A 25930-nucleotide genomic window follows, 5' to 3' on the forward strand; every position below is an offset into this window, starting at 1 on the left:
TGACACACTGCCATCGGGGGCAAGCCCCCTCCCACACTGTCCCCGCATGATCAGGACATTGTGTTATGCCCACTGCCCTCTATCGTTTCATCCTCGCCGTGCTGCTGTTGCTGCCTTTGGCCGCACACGCCAGCGACGCCGAAGACTTCCTTGCCGCCAACCCGGTGCAGCAAGCCAAACTCCTCCAGGACTGGGCCGCCAACCCCGACCCTGCGCGTATCGAACTGGTGGACGCCCTCGAGCAAGGCCAGCTCACGCTCAACGGCGAAACCAGAACCCTGCGCCTGAACAACCGCCTGCGCGGCCTGATCGACAACGTTCAAGCCAGCCAGCAATTGCTCGCCGCCGATCCCAAGGTGCGCCTCGATGCCGCCCGCACCCTGCAAAAAAGCGCAGTGCCTGCGCAACTGAAATTCCTTGACCAGCAGGTCGCCGCCGAGACCGACGAGGATGTCCACAGCGCCCTCAGCCTGGCCCTGGCCAACCTGCAACTGGTCGACACCGACCCGGTGGTGCGCCTGGCCGCCGTGCGCTTGCTCGGCAGCACCGGCGACCCGCTGGCGCGCACGCGCCTGGAAGCCTTGCTTGCGCCCGGCGTGGAAAGCGATGCCACCGTGCATACCGCCGCCGAAACCAGCCTGGCCCAGGTCAAACGCAAGTTGATGTTCGGTGAGATTCTCGGCCAGGCTTTCAGCGGTATGTCGCTGGGCTCGATTCTGTTGCTCGCGGCCCTGGGCCTGGCGATCACCTTTGGCCTGCTCGGCGTGATCAATATGGCCCACGGCGAGATGCTGATGCTCGGCGCCTATTCCACCTACGTGGTGCAGTTGCTGATGCAGCGCTACGTGCCGCAGGCCATCGAGTTCTACCCGCTGATCGCGCTGCCGGTGGCGTTTTTCGTCACCGCCGCCATCGGCATGGCGCTGGAGCGCACGGTGATTCGTCACCTGTATGGCCGGCCCCTGGAAACCCTGCTCGCCACCTGGGGCATCAGCCTGATGCTGATCCAGTTGGTGCGCCTGGTGTTCGGTGCCCAGAACGTCGAGGTGTCCAACCCGCAATGGCTGTCCGGCGGCATTCAAGTGCTGCCCAACCTGGTGCTGCCGTACAACCGCCTGGTGATCATTGCGTTCGCGCTGTTCGTGGTGGTGTTGACCTGGCTGCTGCTGAACAAGACGCGCCTGGGTCTCAACGTGCGCGCCGTCACCCAGAACCGCAACATGGCCGCCTGCTGCGGCGTGCCCACCGGGCGCGTGGACATGCTTGCCTTCGGCCTCGGCTCCGGCATCGCGGGCCTGGGCGGCGTGGCGCTGAGTCAGGTCGGCAACGTCGGCCCGGACCTGGGCCAGAGTTATATCATCGACTCGTTCCTGGTGGTGGTGCTCGGCGGTGTCGGCCAGTTGGCCGGCAGCGTGACGGCGGCCTTCGGCCTGGGCATCGCCAACAAGATCCTGGAACCGCAGATCGGCGCCGTGCTCGGCAAGATCCTCATCCTCGCGCTGATCATTCTGTTTATCCAGAAACGCCCGCAAGGACTCTTCGCACTGAAAGGACGGGTGATCGACTGATGAATCAGCCATTGATGCTTACGGCCACGCAAAAGGCCGGCCCCAAGGTGACGATTGCAGTGGGCGCGGTGATCCTGTTCCTGCTGCTGGCACTGCCCTTGTGTTCGCTGCTGTCGGCGGACAACCCGCTGCATGTGTCGGCCTATACGCTGACCCTGGTCGGCAAGATCCTCTGCTATGCCATCGTCGCACTGGCGCTGGACCTGGTGTGGGGTTACGCCGGCATGTTGTCCCTCGGCCATGGCCTGTTCTTCGCCCTCGGTGGTTATGCCATGGGCATGTACCTGATGCGCCAGGCATCGGGCGATGAGTTGCCGGCGTTCATGACCTTTTTGTCGTGGACCGAATTGCCGTGGTACTGGGTGGGCACCCAACACTTCTGGTGGGCGCTGTGCCTGGTGGTGCTGGCTCCGGGATTGCTCGCGCTGGTGTTCGGTTTCTTTGCCTTCCGCTCGCGGATCAAGGGCGTGTATTTCTCGATCATGACCCAGGCCCTGACCTTTGCCGGCATGCTGTTGTTCTTTCGCAACGAGACGGGGTTTGGCGGCAATAACGGCTTTACCAATTTTCGCAGCATCCTCGGCTTCGGCATCACCGAGCCCGGCACGCGGGCGGTGTTGTTCGTCGCGACGGTACTGCTGCTGGTGGCCAGTCTGTACATCGGCTGGCGCCTGGCGCAAAGCAAGTTCGGCCGCGTGCTGACCGCCCTGCGCGATGCCGAGAATCGCCTGATGTTCTGTGGCTATGACCCGCGCGGCTTCAAGCTGTTCGTGTGGGTGTTGAGCGCGGTGCTGTGCGGTCTGGCGGGGGCGCTGTATGTGCCGCAGGTGGGCATCATCAACCCCAGCGAGATGTCGCCGACCAATTCCATCGAAGCCGCCGTATGGGTCGCCTTGGGCGGGCGCGGCACCCTGATCGGCCCACTGCTTGGCGCCGGGGTAGTGAACGGCATGAAGAGCTGGTTCACCGTGGCCTTTCCCGAGTACTGGCTGTTCTTCCTCGGGGCACTGTTCATCATCGTCACCCTGTACCTGCCCAAGGGCGTTATCGGGCTGCTGAAGAAATGAGGAACGTCATGCTTGAACCTATTTTCGATGCAGGCAGCGGCCGCGATGCGATCGGCATCGGGCAGGCGGCCGGCAAGGGCCTGAACACCCGCCACGGCACCATCCTGACCCTGGAAGATATCAGCGTCAGCTTCGACGGTTTCAAGGCGCTCAACGACCTCAACCTCTACATCGGCGTCGGCGAATTGCGCTGCATCATCGGCCCCAACGGCGCGGGCAAGACCACGCTGATGGACGTGATCACCGGCAAGACCCGGCCCAGCCACGGCAACGCCTGGTTCGGCGAAACCCTGGACTTGACCAGCCTGAGTGAAGTGCAGATCGCCCAGGCCGGCATCGGCCGCAAGTTCCAGAAACCCACGGTGTTCGAAGCCCTCAGCGTGTTCGAAAACCTCGAATTGGCGCAGAAGACTGACAAGTCCGTCTGGGCCAGCCTGCGCGCACGCCTGAGTGGTGAGCAGAAAGACCGTATCGATGAGGTGCTCGACACCATTCGCCTCACCGCCTCGGTGCATCGGCCCGCCGGCTTGCTGTCCCACGGCCAGAAGCAGTTCCTGGAAATCGGCATGCTGCTGATGCAGGACCCCCAACTGTTGCTGCTGGATGAACCGGTGGCGGGTATGACCGACGCCGAAACCGAATTCACCGCCGAACTGTTCAAGCGCCTGGCCGGCAAGCATTCGTTGATGGTGGTGGAGCACGACATGGGTTTTGTCGGCTCGATCGCCGACCATGTGACCGTGTTGCACCAGGGCAGCGTGCTGGCAGAAGGGTCGCTGGAACAGGTGCAGGAAAACGAGCGGGTGATCGAGGTTTACCTCGGCCGCTAAGGTAATTTTCCTGTAGGAGCGAGCTTGCTCGCGAAGATCGTCAACGATAACGCGGGCATTCTGAATGCACGCGGTGCCCTCAGGTTTTTCGCGAGCAAGCTCGCTCCTACAGGGGATTGAGGAGGTTTTTGGAATGCTGCAAGTCGACAAGCTGCACCAGTTCTACGGCGGTAGCCACATCCTGCGCGGACTGTCCTTCGATGTGAAGATTGGCGAAGTCACCTGCCTGCTCGGCCGCAACGGCGTGGGCAAGACCACCCTGCTCAAGTGCCTGATGGGCCTGCTGCCGGCCAAGGAAGGCGCCGTGAATTGGGAGGGCAAGACCATCACCGGCTTCAAGCCGCACCAGCGTGTGCATGCCGGGATTGCTTATGTGCCTCAGGGCCGGGAGATTTTTGGCCGGCTCACGGTGGAAGAAAACCTGCTGATGGGCCTGTCGCGCTTCCCCGGCTCCGAAGCCCGCGAGGTGCCTGCATTCATCTATGACCTGTTCCCGGTGTTGCTGCAAATGAAGCATCGACGCGGCGGCGATTTGTCCGGTGGCCAGCAACAGCAGCTGGCGATTGGCCGCGCCCTGGCCAGCCGTCCGCGCCTGCTGATCCTTGATGAACCCACCGAAGGCATCCAGCCGTCGGTGATCAAGGAAATCGGCGCTGTCATCAAGAAACTCGCCGCTCGTGGCGATATGGCGATCCTGCTGGTGGAGCAGTTCTATGATTTTGCCGCCGAACTAGCCGACCAATACCTGGTGATGTCCCGTGGCGAAATCGTCCAGCAGGGCCGTGGTGAAAATATGGAAAGCGAGGGTGTGCGCGGTCTCGTAACCATCTAATCTGTGGCGTCACGACACTAAGCCGAAAAACCATGAACCTGCCCGTTTCCCCCGCCCTGTTCACCCCCAGCTGGCACGCCGAGCTGGAACTGGGCTACGCGCGTTTCGGCGACGCCACACGCCCGGTAATGCGCCGTCACCTGGGCCCGCTGCGCGTGCAAAAGCACCTGTACGCCGAAGGCCCCGAAGTGTGCCAGCACATCATCGTGCACCCGCCCGGTGGAATTGCCGGTGGCGATCGCCTGGACATCAGCGCCCACGTCGGCACCGGTGCCTGGGCGCAGTTGACCAGCCCCGGCGCGGCCAAGTGGTACCGCGCCAGCGGCCCGGCCTCCCAGCACGTCGAGTTGAGCGTCGAAGCCGGCGCGACGCTGGAGTGGCTGCCCCAGGAAACCATCGTCTTCAGCGCCGCCCGGGCCGAGCTCACCACGCGCATCGACCTGCAAGGCGATGCCCGGCTGTTCTACTGGGATGTCGTTGCCCTCGGCCGCCCCGCCAGTGACGAGCGCTTCGACCTCGGGTACTTTCAATCGCACCTGGATATCCGCCGCGACGGCCAACTGCTCTGGCACGAACGCCAGCGCATTGTGGGCGGCGATGGCTTGCTGGATTCGCCCATCGGGCTGGATGGGCAACCGGTGTTTGCCACGTTGCTGGTGACGGGTGAAATCGAACCTGAACTGCTTGAACACTGCCGCTCACTGCCACATGCGGTGCGCGGCGACTTGACCCAATTGCCCGGGTTGCTGGTGGCGCGCTGTTTGTCCAGTGAAGCGCTGCTGGCGCGGGGTTGGTTGATTGATTTATGGCGGCTGTTGCGCCCGGCCGTATTGGGACGAGAAGCGATATCACCGAGAATCTGGAGCACATGAAGATCAAAATGTGGGAGGGGGCTTGCCCCCGATGGCGGAGTGTCAGACCTATATTCATCTACTGACCCACTGCTATCGGGGGCAAGCCCCCTCCCACATTTGACCTTCATTGTATTTAAGAATGTATTTAAAGGATCTTGACCATGGACCTGACCCCACGGGAAAAAGACAAACTGCTGATCTTCACCGCAGGCCTCGTCGCCGAGCGGCGCCTGGCACGCGGTGTGAGGCTCAACTACCCGGAAACCATCGCCTATATTTCCGCCGCCCTGATGGAAGGCGCCCGCGATGGCCGCACCGTGGCCGACCTGATGCACTACGGCACCACCCTGCTCAGCCGCGAACAAGTGATGGAAGGCATCCCGGAAATGATCCCGGATATCCAGGTGGAAGCCACCTTCCCCGACGGCACCAAGCTGGTCACCGTCCACCAACCCATTGCATGAGGCGTGGCGATGATTCGTGATGCAACCGAGCAGGACCTGCCGGCAATCCGCGCTATCTACAACGACGCCGTATTGAACACCACGGCAATCTGGAACGAACAGCCGGTGGACCTGGCGAACCGCCAGGCCTGGTTCAGCGCACGCCAGGCGCAGCAGTACCCGATCCTGGTGACGGTGGAAAACGATGAAGTCACCGGCTACGCCTCCTTCGGCGACTGGCGCCCCTTCGAAGGCTTTCGCTACAGCGTCGAGCACTCGGTGTACGTACGCAATGACCAACGCGGCCAAGGCCTCGGCCCGCGCCTGATGCTGGCCCTGATCGAACGCGCCCGCCGCTGCGGCAAGCACGTCATGGTCGCCGCCATCGAAAGCGGCAACCTGGCCTCGATCCGCCTGCATGAGCGCCTGGGCTTCACCACTACCGGGCAGATGCCCCAAGTGGGCATCAAGTTCGGCCGCTGGCTGGACCTGACCTTTATGCAACTGACGTTGAATCCGGGCTGTGAGCCGCCCAAGGAGTGAGATCGATGAGCGCTGCCCAACTGCGTCGCGTCAATGCGGAAAGTTTCGCCCATTACCGCCTGGGCTTGGTTGAGCTGTTGCTGGACGCGGTGCAGCATGGCGCGTCGGTGGGCTTTATGGCTGATTTCGATGAGGCCCAGGCTCGCGACTACCTTAAAGGCGTACAAGCCAGCGTTGAAGACGCCAGCCTGTTGCTGTGGGTGGTGGTGCGCGAAGAACAAGTGATCGCCAGCGTGCAATTGGCGCTGTGCCAAAAGGCCAATGGCCTGAACCGCGCCGAGGTGCAAAAGTTGCTGGTGCACAGCAGTGCCCGCCGCCACGGCCTGGGCCAGCAATTGATGAACACCCTGGAACTTGCGGCACGCCAGCACAAGCGCGGCCTGCTGTACCTGGACACCGAGGCCGGCTCCGGCGCCGAAGCCTTCTACCAGTCGCTGCACTACATCAAAATCGGTGAACTGCCCGACTACTGCCAAAGCCCGGACGGGCGCTACAGCCCGACCGCCATCTACTACAAGACCCTGGGGCAACCTGCATGATTCCTGGTGAATATCAGATCCAGCCTGGCGAGATCGAACTGAACGTCGATCGTCGCACCGTCACCCTGAGCGTGGCCAACAGTGGCGACCGGCCGATCCAGGTGGGTTCGCATTATCATTTTTTCGAAACCAATGACGCGCTGGAGTTTGACCGTGCCGCCAGTCGTGGCATGCGCCTGAATATTCCGGCGGGCACGGCGGTGCGGTTCGAGCCGGGGCAGCGTCGGGAGGTGGAGTTGGTGGATTTGAGTGGTGGCAGGCGGGTGTTCGGGTTTGCCGGGCGGATCATGGGTGACCTCTAGGGCCTCATCGGGGGCAAGCCCCCTCCCACATTTGGAAGTATTCGCAAATCAAAGGTGGGAGGGGGCTTGCCCCCGATAGCAATTTCACATTCAACACACATCTTCAGGGCACACACATGAAAATCACCCGCCAAGCCTACGCCGACATGTACGGCCCCACCGTCGGTGACAAAGTCCGCCTGGCCGACACCGAGCTGTTCGTCGAAGTGGAACAGGACTTCACCGTGTACGGCGAAGAAGTCAAATTCGGCGGCGGCAAAGTGATCCGTGACGGCCAGGGCCAGAGCCAGTTGCTCGCCCATGAAGTGGTCGACACCCTGATCACCAACGCGTTGATCATCGACCACTGGGGCATCGTCAAGGCTGACGTTGGCTTGAAGAACGGCCGCATCCACGCGATCGGCAAGGCCGGCAACCCGGATATCCAGCCCGGCGTGACCATGGCCATCGGCGCCAGCACCGAAGTGATCGCGGGCGAAGGCATGATTCTTACCGCCGGCGGCATCGACTCCCATGTGCATTTCATCTGCCCGCAGCAGATCGAGGAAGCGCTGACCAGCGGCGTCACCACCATGATCGGCGGCGGTACGGGGCCGGCTACCGGCACCAATGCCACCACCTGCACCTCCGGCCCGTGGCACCTGGCGCGGATGCTGCAGGCCAGTGATTCGTTCCCGATGAACATCGGCTTTACCGGCAAGGGCAACGCCAGCTTGCCCGAGCCGTTGATCGAACAGGTCAAGGCCGGCGCCATTGGCTTGAAGCTGCACGAAGACTGGGGCACCACACCCGCGAGCATCGACAACTGCCTGAACGTCGCCGACCAATACGATGTGCAGGTGGCGATCCACAGCGACACCCTCAACGAATCCGGCTTTGTCGAAACAACGCTGGCCGCACTCAAGGGCCGCACCATTCACACTTACCACACCGAAGGTGCCGGTGGCGGCCACGCGCCGGACATCATCAAGGCCTGCGGTTTCCCCAACGTGCTGCCCAGTTCCACCAACCCGACGCGGCCGTTCACGCGCAACACCATCGACGAACACCTGGATATGTTGATGGTGTGCCATCACCTCGATCCGAGCATCGCCGAAGACGTGGCCTTCGCCGAAAGCCGCATCCGCCGCGAGACCATCGCCGCCGAAGACATCCTGCATGACCTGGGCGCGTTCTCGATGATCAGCTCCGACAGCCAGGCCATGGGCCGCGTCGGCGAAGTAATCACGCGCACCTGGCAGACCGCCGACAAAATGAAAAAACAGCGCGGCCCGTTGCCCGGTGACGGCCCTGGCAACGACAACTTCCGCGCCAAGCGCTACATCGCCAAATACACCATCAACCCGGCGATTACCCATGGCGTGAGCCATATCGTCGGCTCCGTCGAAGTCGGCAAGTGGGCCGATCTGGTGTTGTGGCGCCCGGCGTTTTTCGGCATCAAGCCGACGCTGATCCTCAAGGGTGGCGCGATTGCATCGAGCTTGATGGGCGATGCCAATGCGTCGATCCCGACACCGCAACCGGTGCACTACCGTCCGATGTTTGCCAGCTTCGGCAGCTCACTGCACGCCACCAGCCTGACGTTTATCAGCCAGGCGGCGCAGGACGCCGGATTACCCGAGGCCCTGGGCTTGAAGAAGCAGATTGCGGTGGTCAAGGGATGCCGCGACGTGCAGAAAACCGACCTGATTCACAACGATTACCTGCCGGATATCGAGGTGGACCCGCAGACGTATCAGGTCAAGGCCGATGGGGTATTGCTGTGGTGTGAACCGGCTGACGTACTGCCGATGGCGCAGCGATATTTTCTGTTCTGAAAACCGCTGGCCTGTGTGGGAGCTGGTTTGCCCGCTCCCACACAGGTCGGCTTAGAAGTTTTCGCGCGGATTGAAGTTGGCTTTTTTCGCCAGTTGCTGCCACAGCGCAATGGTCTCGTCGTCAGCCTGCTTTGGCATCACCGCTTTAAGCTGAACGAACAGGTAACCGCGCTCACCGGCCTTGTTCAGCAAGCCATGGCCCTTGGCGCGCATGCGCTGGCCGTTCTGGCTGCCGGCGGGCACCTTGAGGTTGATTTTGCCGGTCAGGGTCGGCACCGCGACCTCCGTACCCAGTGCCAATTCCCACGGCGCCAGCGGCAGGTTGATGATCAGGTTCTCGCCATCCACCTCAAACCTTGGGTGCGGCGCGAACTTGATGATCAGGTACAGGTCACCGTTGGCGCCGCCGCCGATGCCGGGCGCGCCCTGAGCCTTGAGACGGATGCGCTCGCCGTCGGCCACACCGGCCGGGATCTTCACGTTCAGGCTCTTGACGCTATTGCTGACGTGTCGGCCGGAGGCGTCGTATTGCGGCACCTGGAAGCTGATCTGCTTGGACTCGGTGGACAGGGTTTCCTCAAGGGAGACCGACAATTGCATCTCCACATCCTGGCCTTTGCGCCCGGTTGGACGGCGCTGGCCGCCGCCGAACGCATCACCGCGCCCGCCAAAGATCGAGCTGAAAAAGTCCGAGAAGTCTTCTGTGCCCGCACCACCGCCAAAGCCGCCACGGCTCTGCCAACCCGGCGGTCCCTGGAACGGCTGGCCGTGCTGGCCGTATTTGCGCAACTCGTCGTACTCGGCGCGCTTGTCGGCGCTTTTCAGCGCTTCATAGGCTTCGGACGCGTCCTTGAACTTGGCTTCGGCATCCTTTTCCTTGCTGACGTCCGGGTGATATTTGCGGGCGAGCTTACGATAGGCGGCCTTGATTTCCTTGTCATCGGCGCTCGGCTCGACCCCCAGAATCTTGTAGTAATCTTTGAAATCCATCGGCGGTTCACCATCCTTAAATCGAGATCGCACAGCCCGGACACAAGGTGCGCTGGTTTGCACATGTTGAGTCTTGCGGCCTGGGGTGCGTCGCAGTGTTATCGGCACATGCCGTATGCACCAGATGTGGGGGCGAATGCCGCGCTTTCAAGCAGCATTTAACAGATGGTCGGCCTACGCATACGGCGTCGACTGGCATACACTGCGCGGCCGTTTTGCAACCGGAACCCGATCGACATGAAAAACCCATCCCCAGCCCGTGCCTGCGGCATCGACTTCGGCACATCCAACTCCACCGTCGGCTGGATCCGCCCCGGCGAGGAGACGCTGATCGCGCTGGAGGACGACAAGATCACCCTGCCGTCGGTGGTGTTCTTCAACTTCGAGGAGCGCCGCCCGGTGTACGGTCGCCTGGCGCTGCACGAATACCTGGAAAACTACGAAGGCCGCTTGATGCGCTCGCTCAAGAGCCTGCTGGGTTCCAAGCTGATCAAGCACGACACCAGCGTGCTCGGCACCGCGATGCCGTTCACCGACCTGCTGGCGCTGTTTATCGGCCAGCTCAAGAGCCGCGCCGAAGCCAATGCCGGCCGTGAGTTCGAAGAAGTGGTGCTGGGCCGCCCGGTGTTCTTCGTCGATGACGACCCGATGGCCGACCAGGAGGCGGAAAACACCCTGGTGGATGTGGCGCGCAAGATCGGCTTCAAGGACATCTCGTTCCAGTATGAACCGATTGCGGCGGCGTTCGACTACGAGTCGACCATCGAAAAAGAAGAGCTGGTGCTGATCGTCGACATCGGCGGCGGTACTTCCGACTTCTCGCTGGTGCGCCTGTCACCGGACCGCCGCCACAACGACAACCGCCAGAGCGACATCCTTGCCACCGGCGGCGTGCACATCGGCGGCACCGACTTCGACAAACAGCTTTCGCTGGCCGGCATGATGCCGCTGTTCGGCTACGGCAGCCGCATGAAGAGCGGCGCCTACATGCCCACCAGCCACCATATGAACCTGGCCACCTGGCACACCATCAACTCGGTGTACTCGCAAAAGTCCCAACTGGCCCTGGGCAGCATGCGCTACGACATCGAAGACACCGGCGGCATCGACCGCCTGTTCAAGTTGATCGAACAGCGCGCCGGGCACTGGCTGGCCATGGAAGTGGAAGAAACCAAGATCCAGCTGACCCAGGCAGACAGCCGCCATGTGCCGCTGGACCGTATCGAAGCGGGCCTGAGCGTGGACCTGAGCCGGGCGCTGTTCGAGTCATCCATCGACAACCTGCTCGAACGCGTGCGCGGCAGTGTCACGCAGTTGCTCAACGACGCCTCGGTGAGCGTGGCCCAAGTGGACACGGTGTTCTTCACCGGCGGCTCCAGCGGCATTCCGGCGCTGCGCCACAGCATCGCGGCGATGCTGCCGAATGCGCGGCATGTGGAAGGCAATATCTTTGGCAGCATTGGCAGCGGGTTGGCGATTGAGGCGAGCAAGCGCTACGGCAGCTGATTTCTGGCTTGACACCGCGCCGCGCCCATCGGGGGCAAGCCCCCTCCCACCTTTGAAAGTATTCACATATCAAACTGTGGGAGGGGGCTTGCCCCCGATAGCGTCAGCCCAGGCAACACAAGGCTTAAACCATCCCGCCGAGCTTCAACTCACTCTTGAGATACGCATAATAAATCGGCCCCGCCACCACCCCCGGCAAGCCGAATGCGGCTTCGAACACCAGCATCGCCAACAGCAATTCCCACGACTTGGCACTGATCTGCCCCCCCACGATGCGCGCGTTGAGAAAGTACTCGACCTTGTGGATCACGATCAGATACCCCAGCGCCGCCACCGCCACCCAGATCGACAACGATAGCGCGACAATCGTGATCAGGGTGTTGGACATCAGGTTGCCAATCACCGGCAGCAGGCCAAGCAGGAAGGTCAGCACGATCAGGGTCTTGGTCAGCGGCAGATGAATACCGCACAGTGGCAGCACCACGGCGAGGAAGATCGCAGTGAACGCGGTGTTGAGCGCGGCGATCTTTATCTGGGCGAAGACGATATTGCGAAACGCCTGCACCAGCAGGTGCAGACGGTCGAACAGCGCGGCGGCCAGGGGTTTGCGCTTGGTCAGGTCGGGCACGCGCTGCAGGGCGATGATCGCGCCGAGCACCATGCCGATCAGCAAGGTGACGAACATGTGCGCGGCATCCTTGCCGACCAGTTGCAGTTCGCTCAGGTGCTTGCTCAGCCATTGGCCGATGGCCACGCGAAACTCGGCGGCGCTGGCGGGCAGGTAGGCGTCGAGGAACGGCGGCAGCTGGCCGCGTGCGCGGTCGACCACGCCCATGAATTTGTCGAGCGAAGCGCCGGGGTTTTCCGCTTCGTGGAGCAGAAAGCTGATGGCACCGGCGAAGATCAGCGCGAGCACACTGACGATCAGAGTGCCGAGCAGGGCCACCGCCAGCCAGCGCGCACGCCGCCCTTCGATCAGCCGTTGCAGTTGGGGAGTGAGCATGTTGACCAGTTCATAGACCAACAGGCCGGCCAGCAGGCTGGGCAGCAATTTGAGCGGCAGCACCAGCAGCAACCCGCCGAAAATGATGATGTAGCTGGCCAGCAACAACACATGACGCTGAGAAAACGTTGGCATACAGCCTCAAAACGAACGGCGTTAAAGGATGTTGTAGGAGCGAGCTTGCTCGCGAAAAACGAAAGGGCACCGCGTTTAGTCAGGGTGCCCGTGTGATCGTTCACGTTTTTCGCGAGCAAGCTCGCGCCTACAAAGGGACTGTGTGCGAGTGTCGCAGCCTTCTATGGCCTGGGGCTATCACTTCTTCAGGCAGGTGCTCATGAATGTTTTACGCGCATCACCGGCCAGGGCCTGGGTTTTCGCCGACGCATTGCAGTCCTTCATTTTCTGCTGCTGCGGCGTCAGGGTCTTGGCATCGTTGGCGGCAGGCGCCGACAGGCAGGTCTTCATGTAGGCCTTGCGCTCATCGCCCTTGAGGGTCTTGGTGGTGGCCTCGGCGTTACAGGTGGTCATCTTGTTTTGCTGGGCGGTGGCGGCAAAACCCTGGGAACACAGCAGCAGGCCCATCATCAACAGCGGAATACGCAGCATCTTCATGGAGTTTTCTCCCTGTTACCGTACCGAAGGGCACGGCCTACAACGCAGTGTAGTCAAAACCTGTTACAACTTCACCGGCCACGAATAGTCGCCCGACGGTACTGCTCCGGCGTGCAGCCGGCATGGCGCTGGAACATCGCGATAAAGGCCGAGGCGCTGCTGTAGCCCAGGTCAAATGCCACATGCTGCACGCTGCGCTTGCTGTCGAGGGCTTCGATGGCCGCCAGGTAGCGCAGGCGCTGGCGCCACTCGCCAAAGCTCATGCCCAACTCACGCACAAACTGACGCGCCAGGGTGCGTTCGCTGACATGCACCTGCTCGGCCCACTGCGCCAGCGCACGGTTGTCGCCCGGTTGCGCCTGCATGCCTTCCAGTACGCCCAGCAGGCCGGGATGACGGGCGTAAGGCAGGAAGCAATCGTGGATCGGCGCCTGTTTGAGTTGGTCGACCAGCACCTGGGCGAGGCGGATATCGGCGTCGGTCTGCGGCCGATTGACGTCGCGCAGGGCGAAATCCTTGAGAATCGCCTTGAGGATGTCACTGATCGCCAGGGTGCAAGGCTGCCGGGGCAGTTGCTCGCACAGCCCCGGCGCCAGGCCCACCGAGTGGTAGACGATCGCCTCGGCATTGTAGGAACTGTGCTCGGTATGCGGCGGCACCCACACCGCGTACTGCGGCGGCGACATGAAACGGCTGCCGGCCACTTCCATGCGCATCACCCCGCTGGCCGAGTAGTCCAGCGAACCCCAGGCGTGCTGGTGCGGGGTGCATTCGGTGTCTGGGGCAAAGTCGCAATAGCGGAAGTACACCGGGCTCGGCAAGCTGACGAAATCGGGCAGGCGTACGGTGTGTCTGGACATATTGTCTGGATTCAAAGGCCGGTTGTCTGGATCGCAGTATAGGCTTCGATCCAGACAAGGGATAATCCGACCTCTTCAACACACTGGGTCTGCTTTCGATGCAATACGCGTATCCCCTGCTGGCCATTCTTATCTGGGCCGGCAACACCGTGATCAACAAACTGGCGGTGGGTTCGATTTTCCCAGCTGAAATCGGTTTTTATCGCTGGCTGTTCGCCGCGCTGCTGTTTACCCCGTTCATGCTCAAGCCGGTGATCGCCAACTGGGCGCTGATCCGCCCGAACCTGGGCAAAATTTTCATTCTCGGCGTGCTGGGCATGGCCGTGTATCAAAGCCTGGCCTATTACGCGGCCACGCTGACCACTGCCACCAACATGGGCATCATCCTCTCGCTGATGCCGCTGATGGCTTTGACTGCCGCCATCATCAGCCTCGGCCAACGCTTGACGTACGGCGCGCTGACCGGCGCGGTGCTGTCGTTCGCCGGCGTGGTGGTGGTGGTGTCATCCGGCAGCCTGGCAGCCCTACTGCAACACGGGGTCAACCTCGGTGACGGGATGATGCTGGTAGCCACCCTGGCCTACGCGATCTACAGCACCCTGCTGAAAAAATGGCAACTGCGCCTGCCGCCGTTGGTGCTGCTGTATCTGCAGGTGCTGGTGGCGGTGGTGGTGCTGTTGCCGCTGTTCCTGTTCTCGGCCAAGGCTGGCCTGGGCTGGGCGAATATCCCGCTGGTACTGTACGCATGCCTGCTGGCTTCGATGCTGGCGCCGCTGGCGTGGATGCACTCGGTAAAAACCCTGGGGCCGAGCCGTACCACGTTGTTTTTCAACTTGCTGCCGCTGATTACCGCGCTGATTGCAGCAGTGGTATTGAAGGAAGAATTGGCGCCGTATCATTTGGTGGGCGGGTTGCTGACTCTGGGCGGGGTGATCCTGTCGGAGCGTTGGATCACGCCGGTCAGACGTGCTTGAGACACATCTTGTTAAATCCGATAAAACTTTTCGCCCCTCCCGCAACTCACAACCCTGAGCGACCACACCGGCAGAGCGTGGCGCAAAACCGGATTAGCCCCAGGAGAATGAGATGACTGAAGCACACTTGACTGACGTTGCGACCCTGCGCATGCGCGCCCGCCAGAACGTCGAAAACGGTGCCGTGACCGAAGGCTATAACGCCGACCGCGAAGAAATTATCCGCCTGCTCAACGAAGCCCTGGCCACCGAACTGGTCTGCGTGTTGCGCTACAAGCGTCACTACTTCATGGCCAGCGGCCTGAAAGCCAGCGTCGCGGCCGACGAGTTCCTGGAGCACGCCACCCAGGAAGCCGAACACGCCGACAAACTGGCCGAACGCATCGTACAGTTGGGCGGCGAGCCGGAATTCAACCCCGACCTGTTGTCGAAGAACTCCCACGCACAATACGTGGCGGGCAACTCGCTGAAAGAAATGGTCTACGAAGACCTGGTGGCCGAGCGGATCGCGGTGGACAGCTATCGTGAAATCATTCAGTACATCGGCGATAAGGACCCGACGACCCGTCGCATCTTCGAAGACATCCTGGCTCAGGAAGAAGAACACGCCGATGACATGGCGGATATTCTCGAAGGCCTGTAATCAGCCGCACAGCAATACCCATGTGGGAGGGGGCTTGCCCCCGATAGCAGTGGTTCAGTCACAGATGTTTTGGCTGATACACCGCTATCGGGGGCAAGCCCCCTCCCACATTTGGTTTCATCTGTAGTCAGTTACTTCACAGTTTTTGGCGCCTTGCCTTCTTTCATTTGTTGCAGCAACGGTGCGCACTCATTCGGCTCACCGCCGCTTGGGGCGACCAGTGCGAGCAGCCCCGCAGCAGGGCCGGCAATCACACCCAGTGCGACCATGCCCGCGCCGCGCAATGCCAGGGGGATGGCTTTGACGCCGGCATTGGGCTTGATGAACGGCCCGTTCACATACAACGGTGAGCGCAGGGAGAACAGGCGGAACCCCTTGGACTCCGGCGTGATGGTCAGGTCCAACTGCTCGGTCGCCATGTTCGCCGTACCATCGACGTAGATGATCGCGTTCTCGGTATCGAACACAAACAACCGGGTGGTCGCCAGGCCGGTCTTGATGCCGAAGTCCGCCGCGGCGCAGTTGATCTTCACTTCCTTGTCGCCAAACAGGCGCCCCACCACGTAATTACCCACGTTGAGGCCGGCGATTTCCATCAGGCCACGGCTGATCGCGCCGTCGTTGATCAGCATCTTCAGGTCACCCGTGGAGGTGCCCAGCAGTGCTGCCACGGAGTTGCCGCGCCCGGAAATATCGGCGTCGCCGTTGAGTTCGCCAAAACTGGTTTTCATCGGCTCAAAGCTTGGGAACAACTGTTTGAGCTTGAAATTACGCGCTGTAAGTTTCGCGCGACCTTCCATTGGCGTGGTGCGGCCGTTCAAGCGGATCTGCGCATCGAGCTTGCCGCCGGCCACGCCGAAGCGCAGGGGCTCGAGGCTCAGCTCACCGTCGTTGAGCACCAGGTGCGTATAGAGGTCGGTGAACGGCAGCTCGGCGCTGTGCACGATGCGTTTGCCGGTGAATTCCACGTCGGCATCCATCTCGCGCCAGCGCTCGGTGCGAAACTCTTCGACCGGCAGCACCTTGGTCGCCGGTTGCTTGCTTTCACCGCCACGGGCTTTCTGCTTGGCGTTGGAATCGGCGCCGATCAGTGGGGCCAGGTCATCCATCAGCAATTGGTTGGACACCAGCGCGCCGCTGAGCTTGGGCCGTGGCTGGCTGGCGACGTAACCCAGGTCGCCGTGGATATCGCTGTTGCCGATCTTGCCGTTGAAGTTTTCATAGCGGAAGGACGCGCCGCTGGCTTCATGCAGTTTGGCGATCAGATGACCATCGGTTGAATACGCCGGCGAGTCGGGCAACGTCACGCCGGTCAGCGGGTAGAGGTTGCCCAGGCTGGCACCGGCGAGTTTGAGGCGCAGGTCCAGGGCGCCGAGGTTGAGCGGGTCGGTCAGGGTGCCGGCCAGGGCGATGCTGGTGTCGGCGATCTTGACCTGGGCCTGCAGCGGGAACGGTTTGGCCGCGTCCTGCAGGGCGAGCAGGCCGCCGATCTTGCCGGTGCCGGCGAGCGCCTGGCCGTGATACTGGCCTTTGACCTTGAGGCCGAACGCATAGTCCTGCGGTGCCGAGCCTTTTTCCAGGGCCTTTTTGGCATCCGCGTCACCGACGATTTCACCGAAGGGAATCGGTTGGCCCAGCGGGTCGATGATCACATCGAGCCGGGTCTTGAGGGTCTGGTCGTCGAGGGTGACGTGGCCCTTGTCGAAGCCGATGGCGCCGATATCCACCACCCAGCGCGAAGGCTCGGCGTCGGGGTCCTTGGGGTCGAATTTGAAAGTCCAGTTGGCGCGGCCGTCAGCCAGGCGCTGCAGGTCGGCGCTCGGCTCGGTGAGGTCGATACGCGGGATCACCACGCGCTGTGCCAGCAATGCCAAGGGCGAAATACGCAACTCGACCTTCTTGAGCGTGACCATCTGCGGTTGCTTGGACCAGTCGGGGTTACCCAGGCTCAGGTCTTCGGCAATCACATGGGGCCAGGGCACCCAGGCCCGCCAGCCGCCTTCGTCAGGCTCACGCTGCCACACCACCGCCAGGTTGCCATTGATGGCGAATGGGCGGTGCAACTCTTCGGAGACCTTGGCATTGAGGGGTGGCTTGATGCGGTTCCAGTCGAAAAACACCAGGACCAATACCGCGATGGCAATTAACAGAACGAAGCTGGCGCAGCTCCAGGCGACGATCTTTCGAGTGCGCGTCATTGCACAAAACTCCTGAATACGACTGGCTGGGCAACAGCCTTTGACACAGCTTATAGGACTACGACTGGCAAAGTGCCCGGGGGTTTAACGCAACGGCGGAATTAGCCGAAAAAAGCGATTTTCCTGATCGAACAGACAGATCCGATCATCAACGGCGCACCATTGTTACCCAGGTTCGTGTCGAAAATACCCACCTCGGTGCAAAACCGCGTGCTTGAGAGGCGCGATCTAGAGCCTCCCGTGGGAACAATCAATTCTGTTGATTATTACCATTGTGTTTATGAACTTTTATATCGACTTATCAAGAGTAGCATTAGCCCTGTACCCACTTTATCGCCCTCTCAAGGAGCAACCCTCATGAAACGCCAACTACTCGCTACCGTCCTGTTATCCGTCCTGGCTTCCAGTGCCTTCGCCCTGCCAGCCGCCGAACAGGCCACCCCACAGAACAAAGCCCAAGCCGTGCAATCCAGCCAGACCGTGGCTCGCAGCGGTTCGCAAGAAGACGAAAACCGTGACTACGCCAAAGGCGCTGTCGCTGAAAACGGTTCGGAGCAGGCCAACAAACGCGCCTACACCGAAGGACTGACTGAAGGTGGCAACGACCGCCTGCAGGAAAAAGGTCTGGTAGAAGGCGGTGCCGAACAAGCCAATGACCGTGCCTACACCCAAGGTATCGCTGAAGGTGGTGCTGATCGTCTGGAAGAACTGCATCAAGCACAGAGCTAAGCCCGTGGTGGCCCAGAAAAAAGCCCGATCTGTCGATCGGGCTTTCGCTTTTATATAGACCCCGTCACGCAATGCCCCCGCCAAGTTCGACGCCGGCAAAGCGGTTTTGCTAGAGTGCGTCGCTGTACTCGCCGACAAAGCCCATCCGCTCATGCTGCCCCGCGCCGAACAGAAGCAACAGACCCGCCTCGCCTTGATGGACGCTGCCCGCCATCTGATGGAGTGTGGCCGTGGGTTTGGCAGCCTGAGCCTGCGCGAAGTGGCCAAGACAGCGGGTATCGTGCCCACCGGCTTCTATCGCCATTTTGCCGACATGGACCAGCTTGGGCTGGTGTTGGTCAGTGAAGTCGGCCAGACGTTCCGCGCCACGATTCGCCTGGTGCGCCACAACGAATTCGTCATGGGCGGGATCATCGATGCGTCCGTGCGGATTTTTCTCGACGTGGTCTCGGCCAACCGTTCCCAATTCCTGTTCCTGGCCCGCGAACAATACGGTGGCTGCCTGGCCGTGCGCCAAGCCATCGGCGCCCTGCGCGAAGACATCACCCGCGACCTGGCGGCCGACCTCACGCTGATGCCCAAGCTGCAGCACCTGGATGCCGATGGTTTGCACGTGATGGCCGACCTGATCGTCAAAAGTGTGTTCGCCACCCTGCCCGATATCATCGACCCGCCCGCCGAGGCCTTGCCTGCCCACCTCACGCCCCAGGCGAAAATCACCCAGCAATTGCGCTTTATCTTTATCGGCCTCAAGCATTGGCAGGGCCTGGGCAGCACCGAGTAATACGATCAGCCAGCCTTGTGAAAGCGCTTGGCGGTGGTGTAGTTCCTGTTCCAGTAGCTATTGCTCAGCGAATCGATACGCACGTTCTTGCCGGTACGCGGGGAATGGATGAACTTGCCGTCGCCGATATACAGCCCGACGTGACTCACCCGCCCCTGCCCGTTGCCTTTGAAAAAGACCGCGTCGCCCGGCTTCAACGCCGCGCGCTTGATGGTCGCGGCCGTTGAACGGTGCATCGCAGCCGTGGTGCGCGGCAGCTGAATATTGGCTTGGGTCTTGAACAGATAGACCAGGAAGCTGCTGCAATCGAATCCTTGTTCGGTAGACGCACCGCCCCACTTGTAGGGTGTGCCGAGCAGTTGATGGGCGCGGTCGATCACATCGTCGACCGGAGACGATGCCTGCGTGGAAACAAAGGTCGCCGGCTGTTGAAGAGTGGCCGAGGCTGACGAGATGAGGCAAGACAGGCTGACGATAACGGAACAGACAAGTAACTTGAACATGATGAACATCGCGGCGGAATAAACACGGCGCGAATCTTAAAGAACCCCCACGTAAACTCACGAAGGCCGATTCTCGGGGTCTTGTAGGATAATTCCTTAAAATTCAATGAAGAATTGGATGAAAGAAATTTCATGCAATACGTAGGCGTACTCCACGCAAAATGCCCCTTCCCGGTGCTTGAACCCGCTCAAGCGCACCAAATTGCAACATGCTCGCCCTCGGCGAGTGCCCTGCCCTGTGGCGCTCGCGCCCTGCTGACAGGAAATTCCTACGCGCCGGGCGGGTTGGCAAGCCCCTTGCTCTAGCACCTTTATAGCCCCCTTTATCGTTCATAGCTGGAAACCCTCCGATGCTGGTGATCCACCGCCGAATCGCCCCGCAAGCCCTCTGGGCCGCCGAGCTGCTGCTGAACTTCGAAGCCCGCAGCAAAAGCCGTCTGCGCTGTTTCAGTGCCGACGGTGAAGACGTCGGCCTGTTTTTGGAGCGTGGGCAACCGCCGCTGCATGATGGCGAATTCCTGCAAGCCGAGGACGGACGCGTCGTACGCGTGTGCGCACGCCCTGAACAACTGCTGCACGTCACCTGCCGCAACGCCTTCGAACTGACCCGCGCGGCCTATCACCTGGGCAATCGCCATGTGGCCCTGCAGGTCGGCGATGGCTGGCTGCGCCTGCTTGATGACTATGTGCTCAAGGCGATGCTGGAACAGCTGGGCGCCGATGCGCAAAGTATCGAGGCGCCGTTCCAGCCCGAACACGGGGCCTATGGCGGCGGTCATCATCACTCGCGCCATGGCGACGAAGACTTCAATTACGCGCCCAAACTGCATCAATTCGGCGTGCGTCCATGAACCCGGCCTGGGCGCTGTTGCGCCTGGCCAGTCCGCAGTTGCCGATTGGCGGCTACAGCTACTCCCAGGGCCTGGAAATGGCCGTGGAGAACGGCCGCGTCAGCGATGCCGCCAGCGCGCGGCGCTGGATCAGCGACCAACTGCTGCTCAACATCGCGCGTTTCGAAGCGCCCCTGCTGCTCGCCCATTGCCGCGCCGCCGCCGAACAGGCCTGGCCACGCCTGGCGCAGTTGTGTGAAGAACACCGCGCCAGCCGCGAAACCCGCGAGCTGTATCAGGAGAGCCGGCAGATGGGCTACTCCCTGCAACAATTGCTCAGTGGCTTGCCGGAGTTGGACACTTGCGCTCGCAACTTCCTCGACCAACAGCCCGAACCCCATCTGGCCCTTGGCTGGGCGCTGGCCGCGCGCGCCTGGGCCATCCGTCCCGACGACGCACTCGCGGCCTGGCTCTGGAGCTGGCTGGAGAACCAATTGGCCGTGCTGATGAAAACCCTGCCCCTGGGCCAGCAAGCCGCGCAGCGCCTGACCAGCGAATTGCTGCCGCTGTTACAGCAGGCCCAGCAGGAGGCTGGCCGCGTCGAACCCGATCACCTTGGCAGCGCCGCCTTTGGCCTGTCTTTGGCGTGCATGGCCCATGAGCGCCAGTACAGCCGCCTGTTCCGTTCCTGAGGCTTTTTTGGAGAACTCACCATGAACACACAACCCCTGCGCGTCGGCATCGGCGGCCCGGTAGGCTCCGGCAAGACCGCCCTGACCCTGGCCCTGTGCCTGGCGCTGCGCGAGCGCTACAACCTGGCGGTGGTCACCAACGATATCTACACCCGCGAAGACGCCGATTTCCTGGTGCGCAACCAGGCCCTGGCGCCGGAGCGCATCATCGGCGTGGAAACCGGCGGCTGCCCGCACACGGCGATCCGCGAAGATGCCTCGATCAACCTGGAGGCCGTCGACCAGCTCAACCGTCGTTTTCCCGGCCTGGACCTGATCCTGGTGGAGTCCGGTGGCGACAACCTGTCGGCCACCTTCAGCCCGGAACTGTCCGACCTGACCATCTACGTGATCGATGTGTCCGCCGGCGACAAGCTGCCGCGCAAGGGCGGGCCCGGTATTTGCAAATCCGACCTGCTGGTGATCAACAAGATCGACCTCGCGCCGCTGGTGGGTGCCTCGCTGGAATTGATGAACAGCGATACCCAACGCATGCGCAATGGCAAACCCTTTGTGTTCAGCAACCAGAAAACCGGCGTCGGCCTGGATGAAATCGTCGCCTTTATAGAACGTCAAGGCCTGCTGACTGCTGCCTGATCCCCCTACGGAGCCTGTTTATGAATTTCAAGAACCTGTTCGCCGCTGCCGCGCTGCTGCTGGCGCCCGCCCTCGCCTTCGCTCACCCGGGCCACGGCGACAATGGCCTGGTCGCCGGTATCAGCCACCCACTGGGCGGCCTTGACCACCTGCTGGCCATGGTTGCGGTCGGCCTGTGGGCGGCGCAGCAAAAAGGCAACGCACGCTGGGCGCTGCCCTGTGCCTTCGTCGGCACTATGTTGATCGGCGGCCTGCTCGGTTTTGAAGGCCTGCAATTGCCGGCGCTGGAAAGCGGGATTGCCGCATCGGTACTGGCGCTGGGCCTGGCGGTGGCGCTGGCGGTGCGGCCGCCGTTGTTCGTGGCGGTGGGGGCAACGGCGTTGTTTGCGTTGTTTCATGGCGTGGCCCATGGCCTGGAGCTGCCGGACATGTCCAGCCCCTGGGCGTATGCGGCGGGGTTTGTCGGCGCGACGGCTGCGTTGCACGCGGCGGGTTATGCGCTGGTGCGTTTCCTGCCTGCGGCGGCAGCGCCGTTGGTGCGGGTGGCGGGGGCGGCTTCGGCGGCGACTGGGGTGTGGTTGTTGGCGGGCTGATCTTCAGCGCTGCTGAAGGCCTCATCGGGGGCAAGCCCCCTCCCACCTTTGATTTGTGAATACAGTCAAAATGTGGGAGGGGGCTTGCCCCCGATAGCGGCGCCACAGACACCACAGTTCCCAAGCCTGCTACCATGCGCGCCACACCCCTGCCGTGACGACGCCAGCCAATGCCCATCGCTTCTTTGCCCGCTTTGAATTCCGTGCTCACGCACTTCCATGACCTGATCGTGCCGCTCTGGCAGGGCCCGGGCTGGAATGCCGAGTTGGCGCTGCCCTTCGAGGCACTGGATGCCGATCACCAGCCCCTGCCCCCACAACGCTATCGCGCCATGGCCTGCGCCCGGCAGTTGTACCTGTTCGCCAGCCTGATCGGCGAGCCCGGCACGGCCTTCGCGCAAGAGCACGCGGCGCAGTTGTTCCGCTCCCTGCAACGGCACTTCCACGACGCCGAACACGGCGGCTGGTTCTACAGCATCGACCCGGCCGGGCAACCGCTGGACAAGCGTAAAGACCTCTATACCCACGCGTTCATCATCTTTGCCTGCGCCCATTACTGGGCCAAGGTGCGTGAACCCTTGGTGGAGTCGGTGCTCAATGCCGCGCTCGAAGTGGTCGCCCAACGTTTCGCCACCGGTGACGGCCTGTACGAAGCGGTGCTGGACCGCAACTGGGCCTCGCTCAAGTCCGGCCCGTTGCAAAACCCGTTGATGCACCTGGCCGAAGGCTTCCTCGCCACCCTCGCGGTGCGTGAGGACGCCGAGGTGCAAGCGGCCCTGCTGGCACTGGCGACGGCCATGCAGCAACGCTTCATCGACCGCGAGCATGGGGTGATGCTGGAGAAACCGCTGGGTGCTGTGGATAATTGGTTTGAGCCAGGGCATCAGTTCGAGTGGTTCTTTTTGCTGGAATCCTCAGAGGTATTGCGCGGCACACCGCTGCATGGGTCGCTGACGCGGGCATTTGCCTATGCCGAACAAACGGGTGTGGATAAGTTGAGCGGTGCGGTCAGTGGCATGCTGTCTGTGGATGGCACGGTGCGCGACGGCACCCAGCGTATCTGGGCCCAGGCGGAATACCTGCGGGCATTGACCTTGCGGCCTGGTAGCGAGGCAGTGCTGCAGCGTCAATTGCTGGCGCTGCAAGAGCATTTCCTGCATGCAAAAGGGTGGCATGAATGCCTGGATGCCAAGGGTCAGGTGAGCCGGCGGGATATGCCTTCCACCACGCCTTATCATTTGGCGACTTGCTATCAGGGTTTGATCCAGTATTTAGGCTGACCTTCAGGGCCTCATCGGGGGCAAGTCGAATCGTCGCACCGCCCCTCCCACATTTGACTGTATTCACAAATCAAAGGTGGGAGGGGGCTTGCCCCCGATGGCCTCACCTCGGTCTAACTGACCTCACGCAATCCACTTGCGATCCCCAGTAAAACTGATGGTCAACCAACGCGCCGCATCCGGCGTGCCCAGCCCTGTGGATATCTCTTCACGCAACCTGTCGAGGGTAGCGACCTTACCCACCGGGTAATCCGCCGGCAATACCACATGTATCTCGATAAACCGTGCGCGCCCGTGCTTCTGCACGTAGGACACGTAATCGTCGAAGCCATGCCTGGCCTGGGCCGCGTCCATCACTTCGCGCACGGTGTCGTCCAAATGATCCGGGGCAATCCCCAGCACCTCACGCAAGGCCGGGCGCAGGATCTTGAAGGCCGGAGCCAGCATGCTCAGGGCCAGCAGAATCAGGATCAGCGGGTCGACGTACACCGCCCATTCGCCATACCCCTGGGACTTGAGCAACAGTGCCGCCAGGAAGCTGATCAGCAAGCCCACCGACAGCATGGCGTCCACCAGCCAGCTGATGTTGTCGAACTGGATCAGCGAGGATTTCAACGTGCGATTGCGGTAGCGCACATAGAAGAAGTAGGCGAATTCCACAACGGTAAACACCGCCGCGTACACGATCACCAGCCCCAACTCGATCTCGCGCCCGCCATTGATCATGCCGAACAAACCGTTGAGAAATGCGTAGATGGCGATCAGCAGCAGGAAGCTGCCTTCGATCAGCAGCACCATCGGCTCCAGGTGCCAGTAGCCGAACTGGAAACGCTCGTTGCTTTTCTTGGCGATCAGCTTGGCCGTGATCAGCATCAGCACCTTGATGGCGGTGGCGATCAACGAGAAAAAGCCGTCGAACAGAATGGATTGGGCGCCGGATATCACACCCGTGGCAATCCCGGCGATCGCGACGGCGAACATCAGGATGGTCGATTGTTTGAGCAGTGCCTGCTCACCTCGGTTACTCACATTTCCTCCCGTCAAAACCTTTAAACCGCAGGGTGCGGTGGGGTTTTCAGGGGCGGAGTGTACCTTATGGCCTGTTGTTGGCCGATTTGACGCCATCTATTGTAGGAGCGAGCTTGCTCGCGAAAAACCCGAGCGCGCCGCGTGCATTCAGGATGCCCGCGTCATCGTTAACGTTTTTCGCGAGCAAGCTCGCTCCTACAGTGCATCGCGCAGGTGCTTAGCCCTTGGCCCCACGCTCAATCGCAAACCCAGCCCAGGTCTGGCTCACCGGCATCAGCTCCAACCGGTTGATATTCACGTGCGCCGGCGTGTTCAACACCCAAAAAATCGTATCGGCAATATCTTGCGGCTGGATCGGCTCGGCACCGGCATAGGTGGCGTCATAGCGCGCCTGGTCCCCGCCGAAACGCACCAGGGAAAACTCGCTCTCGCACAGGCCCGGCTCGATGTTGGTCACCCGCACGCCAGTGCCTTGCAGGTCGCAGCGCAGGTTCAGCGAGAATTGCTTCACGAACGCCTTGGAGCCGCCATAAACATGGCTGCCCGGATAGGGGTAGCTACCGGCGATGGAACCCAGGTTGATGATCCCGGCGCCACGGCCATGGGCGATCAGGCGCGGCAGCAGCAGGTGGGTGGTGGTCAGCAGGCCCTTGATATTGGTGTCGACCATGGTTTCCCAATCGTCGAGGTTGCACTTGGGCGCAGGGTCGGTGCCCACGGCCAGGCCGGCGTTGTTGATCAGCCCGCGCAGGGTGGCGAACGATGGCGGCAGGTTGGCGATGGCTTCTTCCATGGCGTTGCGATCACGCACGTCCACCACCAGGCCATGCACTTCGGTCTGACTGGAGAGTTCTTCGACCAGCGCATCCAAGCGCTCGGCACGCCGGCCGGTCAGCACCAGTTTCCAGCCGGCTTCGGCAAAACGGCGGGCACAGGCTTCACCGAAACCTGAAGTGGCGCCAGTAATAAACAGCGTGTCGGACATGGTGTTCTCCTTGCGGGCAACGGGAAAAAGTTGCCAGCAGAATGCCCTTACGCTGCCTTCGCGGCAACCGCTATGCGCGCGCCGCCCTGTTTAACTGATCATTTTTTAACCATGCCTGGCAGAGCTATATGAATCGTGGCCTGCAGCCATGTACGCGCAGGTTATCCACAGCTGGGCCCACAGTCTTTGGGGGCAAGTACAAATCGCCCTGAACCACGGTATACAAGGCCTGCAGGAGGTTTTAGAAAGTTTTTTGCTTGACCTGAACGGAGCGCGTATGCAGGCGAT

At 61.7% G+C, this 25930-nt stretch carries 28 protein-coding genes and 1 pseudogene; 21 read left to right on the forward strand and 8 right to left on the reverse strand.

Annotated features, from left to right (window positions below; genetic code table 11):
* Positions 1-65 precede the first annotated feature (65 nt).
* The 11 genes and pseudogenes from urtB to ureC all read left to right on the forward strand — a co-directional run bounded on the left by urtB (position 66) and on the right by ureC (position 8795).
* On the forward strand, positions 66-1568 hold the full coding sequence (urtB, locus tag TU82_RS15960; protein ID WP_057724166.1) for an urea ABC transporter permease subunit UrtB: 1503 nt from the start codon (positions 66-68) through the stop codon (positions 1566-1568).
* A complete protein-coding gene (urtC, locus tag TU82_RS15965; protein WP_057724168.1) occupies positions 1568-2635 on the forward strand; it encodes an urea ABC transporter permease subunit UrtC in 1068 nt (355 codons plus the stop codon). The genes urtB and urtC overlap by 1 nt, the downstream gene beginning before the upstream one ends.
* On the forward strand, positions 2632-3465 hold the full coding sequence (gene urtD, locus TU82_RS15970) for an urea ABC transporter ATP-binding protein UrtD (protein WP_156421666.1): 834 nt from the start codon (positions 2632-2634) through the stop codon (positions 3463-3465). The genes urtC and urtD overlap by 4 nt, the downstream gene beginning before the upstream one ends.
* A gap of 24 nt (positions 3466-3489) precedes the next feature.
* Positions 3490-3576 (forward strand): annotated as a pseudogene (locus TU82_RS29205) (outer membrane lipoprotein carrier protein LolA); the annotation flags it as partial.
* A 22-nt stretch (positions 3577-3598) separates the two neighbouring features.
* On the forward strand, positions 3599-4297 hold the full coding sequence (urtE, locus tag TU82_RS15975; RefSeq protein WP_057724172.1) for an urea ABC transporter ATP-binding subunit UrtE: 699 nt from the start codon (positions 3599-3601) through the stop codon (positions 4295-4297).
* A gap of 32 nt (positions 4298-4329) precedes the next feature.
* Complete coding sequence (locus TU82_RS15980; protein WP_057724174.1) at positions 4330-5169, forward strand: urease accessory protein UreD; 840 nt, start codon at positions 4330-4332, stop codon at positions 5167-5169.
* A 143-nt stretch (positions 5170-5312) separates the two neighbouring features.
* Entirely contained in the window at positions 5313-5615 is a 303-nt protein-coding gene (gene ureA, locus TU82_RS15985) for an urease subunit gamma (RefSeq protein ID WP_057724176.1), read from the forward strand.
* Between the two features lie 9 nt (positions 5616-5624).
* Positions 5625-6137: a GNAT family N-acetyltransferase gene (locus tag TU82_RS15990; RefSeq protein ID WP_057724178.1), complete on the forward strand. Its 513-nt coding sequence runs from the start codon at positions 5625-5627 to the stop codon at positions 6135-6137.
* Positions 6138-6142: 5 nt separating this feature from the next.
* Positions 6143-6676 carry a GNAT family N-acetyltransferase gene (locus TU82_RS15995; RefSeq protein WP_057724179.1) on the forward strand — a complete coding sequence of 178 codons (534 nt, stop codon included), beginning with the start codon at positions 6143-6145 and terminating at the stop codon, positions 6674-6676.
* Positions 6673-6978, forward strand: coding sequence for an urease subunit beta (locus TU82_RS16000; RefSeq protein ID WP_057724181.1), 306 nt, complete (start codon positions 6673-6675; stop codon positions 6976-6978). Before TU82_RS15995 ends, TU82_RS16000 begins: the two co-directional genes overlap by 4 nt.
* Positions 6979-7094: 116 nt before the next feature.
* A complete protein-coding gene (gene ureC, locus TU82_RS16005; protein ID WP_057724183.1) occupies positions 7095-8795 on the forward strand; it encodes an urease subunit alpha in 1701 nt (566 codons plus the stop codon).
* Positions 8796-8846: 51 nt separating this feature from the next.
* On the opposite strand, the gene TU82_RS16010 is transcribed toward ureC, so the two are convergent.
* Positions 8847-9785 carry a DnaJ C-terminal domain-containing protein gene (locus tag TU82_RS16010; protein WP_057724185.1) on the reverse strand — a complete coding sequence of 313 codons (939 nt, stop codon included), beginning with the start codon at positions 9783-9785 and terminating at the stop codon, positions 8847-8849.
* Between the two features lie 237 nt (positions 9786-10022).
* On the opposite strand from TU82_RS16010, the gene TU82_RS16015 reads away from it, so the two are divergent.
* Entirely contained in the window at positions 10023-11291 is a 1269-nt protein-coding gene (locus TU82_RS16015; RefSeq protein ID WP_057724187.1) for an Hsp70 family protein, read from the forward strand.
* A gap of 124 nt (positions 11292-11415) precedes the next feature.
* Here the strand turns inward: TU82_RS16015 and TU82_RS16020 are convergent, their stop codons facing one another.
* From TU82_RS16020 to TU82_RS16030, 3 genes are all read right to left on the reverse strand, one after another.
* Positions 11416-12429 carry an AI-2E family transporter gene (locus TU82_RS16020; RefSeq protein ID WP_057724189.1) on the reverse strand — a complete coding sequence of 338 codons (1014 nt, stop codon included), beginning with the start codon at positions 12427-12429 and terminating at the stop codon, positions 11416-11418.
* Between the two features lie 177 nt (positions 12430-12606).
* Complete coding sequence (locus TU82_RS16025) at positions 12607-12906, reverse strand: PsiF family protein (protein WP_057724191.1); 300 nt, start codon at positions 12904-12906, stop codon at positions 12607-12609.
* A 71-nt stretch (positions 12907-12977) separates the two neighbouring features.
* A complete protein-coding gene (locus tag TU82_RS16030; RefSeq protein ID WP_057724192.1) occupies positions 12978-13766 on the reverse strand; it encodes an AraC family transcriptional regulator in 789 nt (262 codons plus the stop codon).
* Between the two features lie 98 nt (positions 13767-13864).
* Here TU82_RS16030 and TU82_RS16035 point away from each other — a divergent pair, with 98 nt between their 5' ends.
* Together TU82_RS16035 and TU82_RS16040 are read left to right on the forward strand one after the other, a co-directional pair.
* The gene (locus TU82_RS16035) at positions 13865-14740 is read left to right on the forward strand and encodes a DMT family transporter (RefSeq protein ID WP_057724195.1); all 876 of its coding nucleotides are present in this window, start codon (positions 13865-13867) and stop codon (positions 14738-14740) included.
* Between the two features lie 112 nt (positions 14741-14852).
* On the forward strand, positions 14853-15383 hold the full coding sequence (locus tag TU82_RS16040) for a ferritin-like domain-containing protein (RefSeq protein ID WP_057724197.1): 531 nt from the start codon (positions 14853-14855) through the stop codon (positions 15381-15383).
* Positions 15384-15514: 131 nt separating this feature from the next.
* Here the strand turns inward: TU82_RS16040 and TU82_RS16045 are convergent, their stop codons facing one another.
* Positions 15515-17581, reverse strand: a complete 2067-nt coding sequence (locus TU82_RS16045; RefSeq protein WP_057724199.1) for an AsmA family protein — start codon at positions 17579-17581, stop codon at positions 15515-15517.
* Positions 17582-17938: 357 nt separating this feature from the next.
* On the opposite strand from TU82_RS16045, the gene TU82_RS16050 reads away from it, so the two are divergent.
* Together TU82_RS16050 and TU82_RS16055 are read left to right on the forward strand one after the other, a co-directional pair.
* Positions 17939-18310, forward strand: a complete 372-nt coding sequence (locus tag TU82_RS16050; RefSeq protein WP_057724201.1) for a hypothetical protein — start codon at positions 17939-17941, stop codon at positions 18308-18310.
* Between the two features lie 151 nt (positions 18311-18461).
* A complete protein-coding gene (locus TU82_RS16055; protein ID WP_057724203.1) occupies positions 18462-19094 on the forward strand; it encodes a TetR family transcriptional regulator in 633 nt (210 codons plus the stop codon).
* A 5-nt stretch (positions 19095-19099) separates the two neighbouring features.
* Here TU82_RS16055 and TU82_RS16060 read toward each other — a convergent pair whose 3' ends face one another.
* Entirely contained in the window at positions 19100-19597 is a 498-nt protein-coding gene (locus TU82_RS16060) for a C40 family peptidase (protein ID WP_057724513.1), read from the reverse strand.
* Positions 19598-19947: 350 nt separating this feature from the next.
* Between TU82_RS16060 and ureE the strand changes: the two genes are divergently transcribed.
* From ureE to TU82_RS16085, 5 genes are all read left to right on the forward strand, one after another.
* Positions 19948-20448, forward strand: a complete 501-nt coding sequence (gene ureE, locus TU82_RS16065; protein WP_057724204.1) for an urease accessory protein UreE — start codon at positions 19948-19950, stop codon at positions 20446-20448.
* Complete coding sequence (locus TU82_RS16070) at positions 20445-21119, forward strand: urease accessory protein UreF (RefSeq protein WP_057724207.1); 675 nt, start codon at positions 20445-20447, stop codon at positions 21117-21119. Before ureE ends, TU82_RS16070 begins: the two co-directional genes overlap by 4 nt.
* 21 nt (positions 21120-21140) lie before the next feature.
* Positions 21141-21755: an urease accessory protein UreG gene (ureG, locus tag TU82_RS16075; RefSeq protein WP_057724209.1), complete on the forward strand. Its 615-nt coding sequence runs from the start codon at positions 21141-21143 to the stop codon at positions 21753-21755.
* A 20-nt stretch (positions 21756-21775) separates the two neighbouring features.
* Positions 21776-22348: a HupE/UreJ family protein gene (locus TU82_RS16080; protein WP_057724210.1), complete on the forward strand. Its 573-nt coding sequence runs from the start codon at positions 21776-21778 to the stop codon at positions 22346-22348.
* A 170-nt stretch (positions 22349-22518) separates the two neighbouring features.
* Positions 22519-23628, forward strand: a complete 1110-nt coding sequence (locus TU82_RS16085; protein WP_057724211.1) for an AGE family epimerase/isomerase — start codon at positions 22519-22521, stop codon at positions 23626-23628.
* A gap of 123 nt (positions 23629-23751) precedes the next feature.
* On the opposite strand, the gene TU82_RS16090 is transcribed toward TU82_RS16085, so the two are convergent.
* Both TU82_RS16090 and TU82_RS16095 read right to left on the reverse strand, forming a co-directional pair.
* The gene (locus TU82_RS16090; RefSeq protein ID WP_057724212.1) at positions 23752-24657 is read right to left on the reverse strand and encodes a cation diffusion facilitator family transporter; all 906 of its coding nucleotides are present in this window, start codon (positions 24655-24657) and stop codon (positions 23752-23754) included.
* A gap of 217 nt (positions 24658-24874) precedes the next feature.
* Entirely contained in the window at positions 24875-25642 is a 768-nt protein-coding gene (locus TU82_RS16095) for an SDR family oxidoreductase (RefSeq protein WP_057724213.1), read from the reverse strand.
* Positions 25643-25930: the final 288 nt, after the last annotated feature.

It is taken from the genome of Pseudomonas orientalis (assembly GCF_001439815.1).
In the GTDB taxonomy this organism is placed as follows: Bacteria; Pseudomonadota; Gammaproteobacteria; order Pseudomonadales; family Pseudomonadaceae; genus Aquipseudomonas; species Aquipseudomonas orientalis.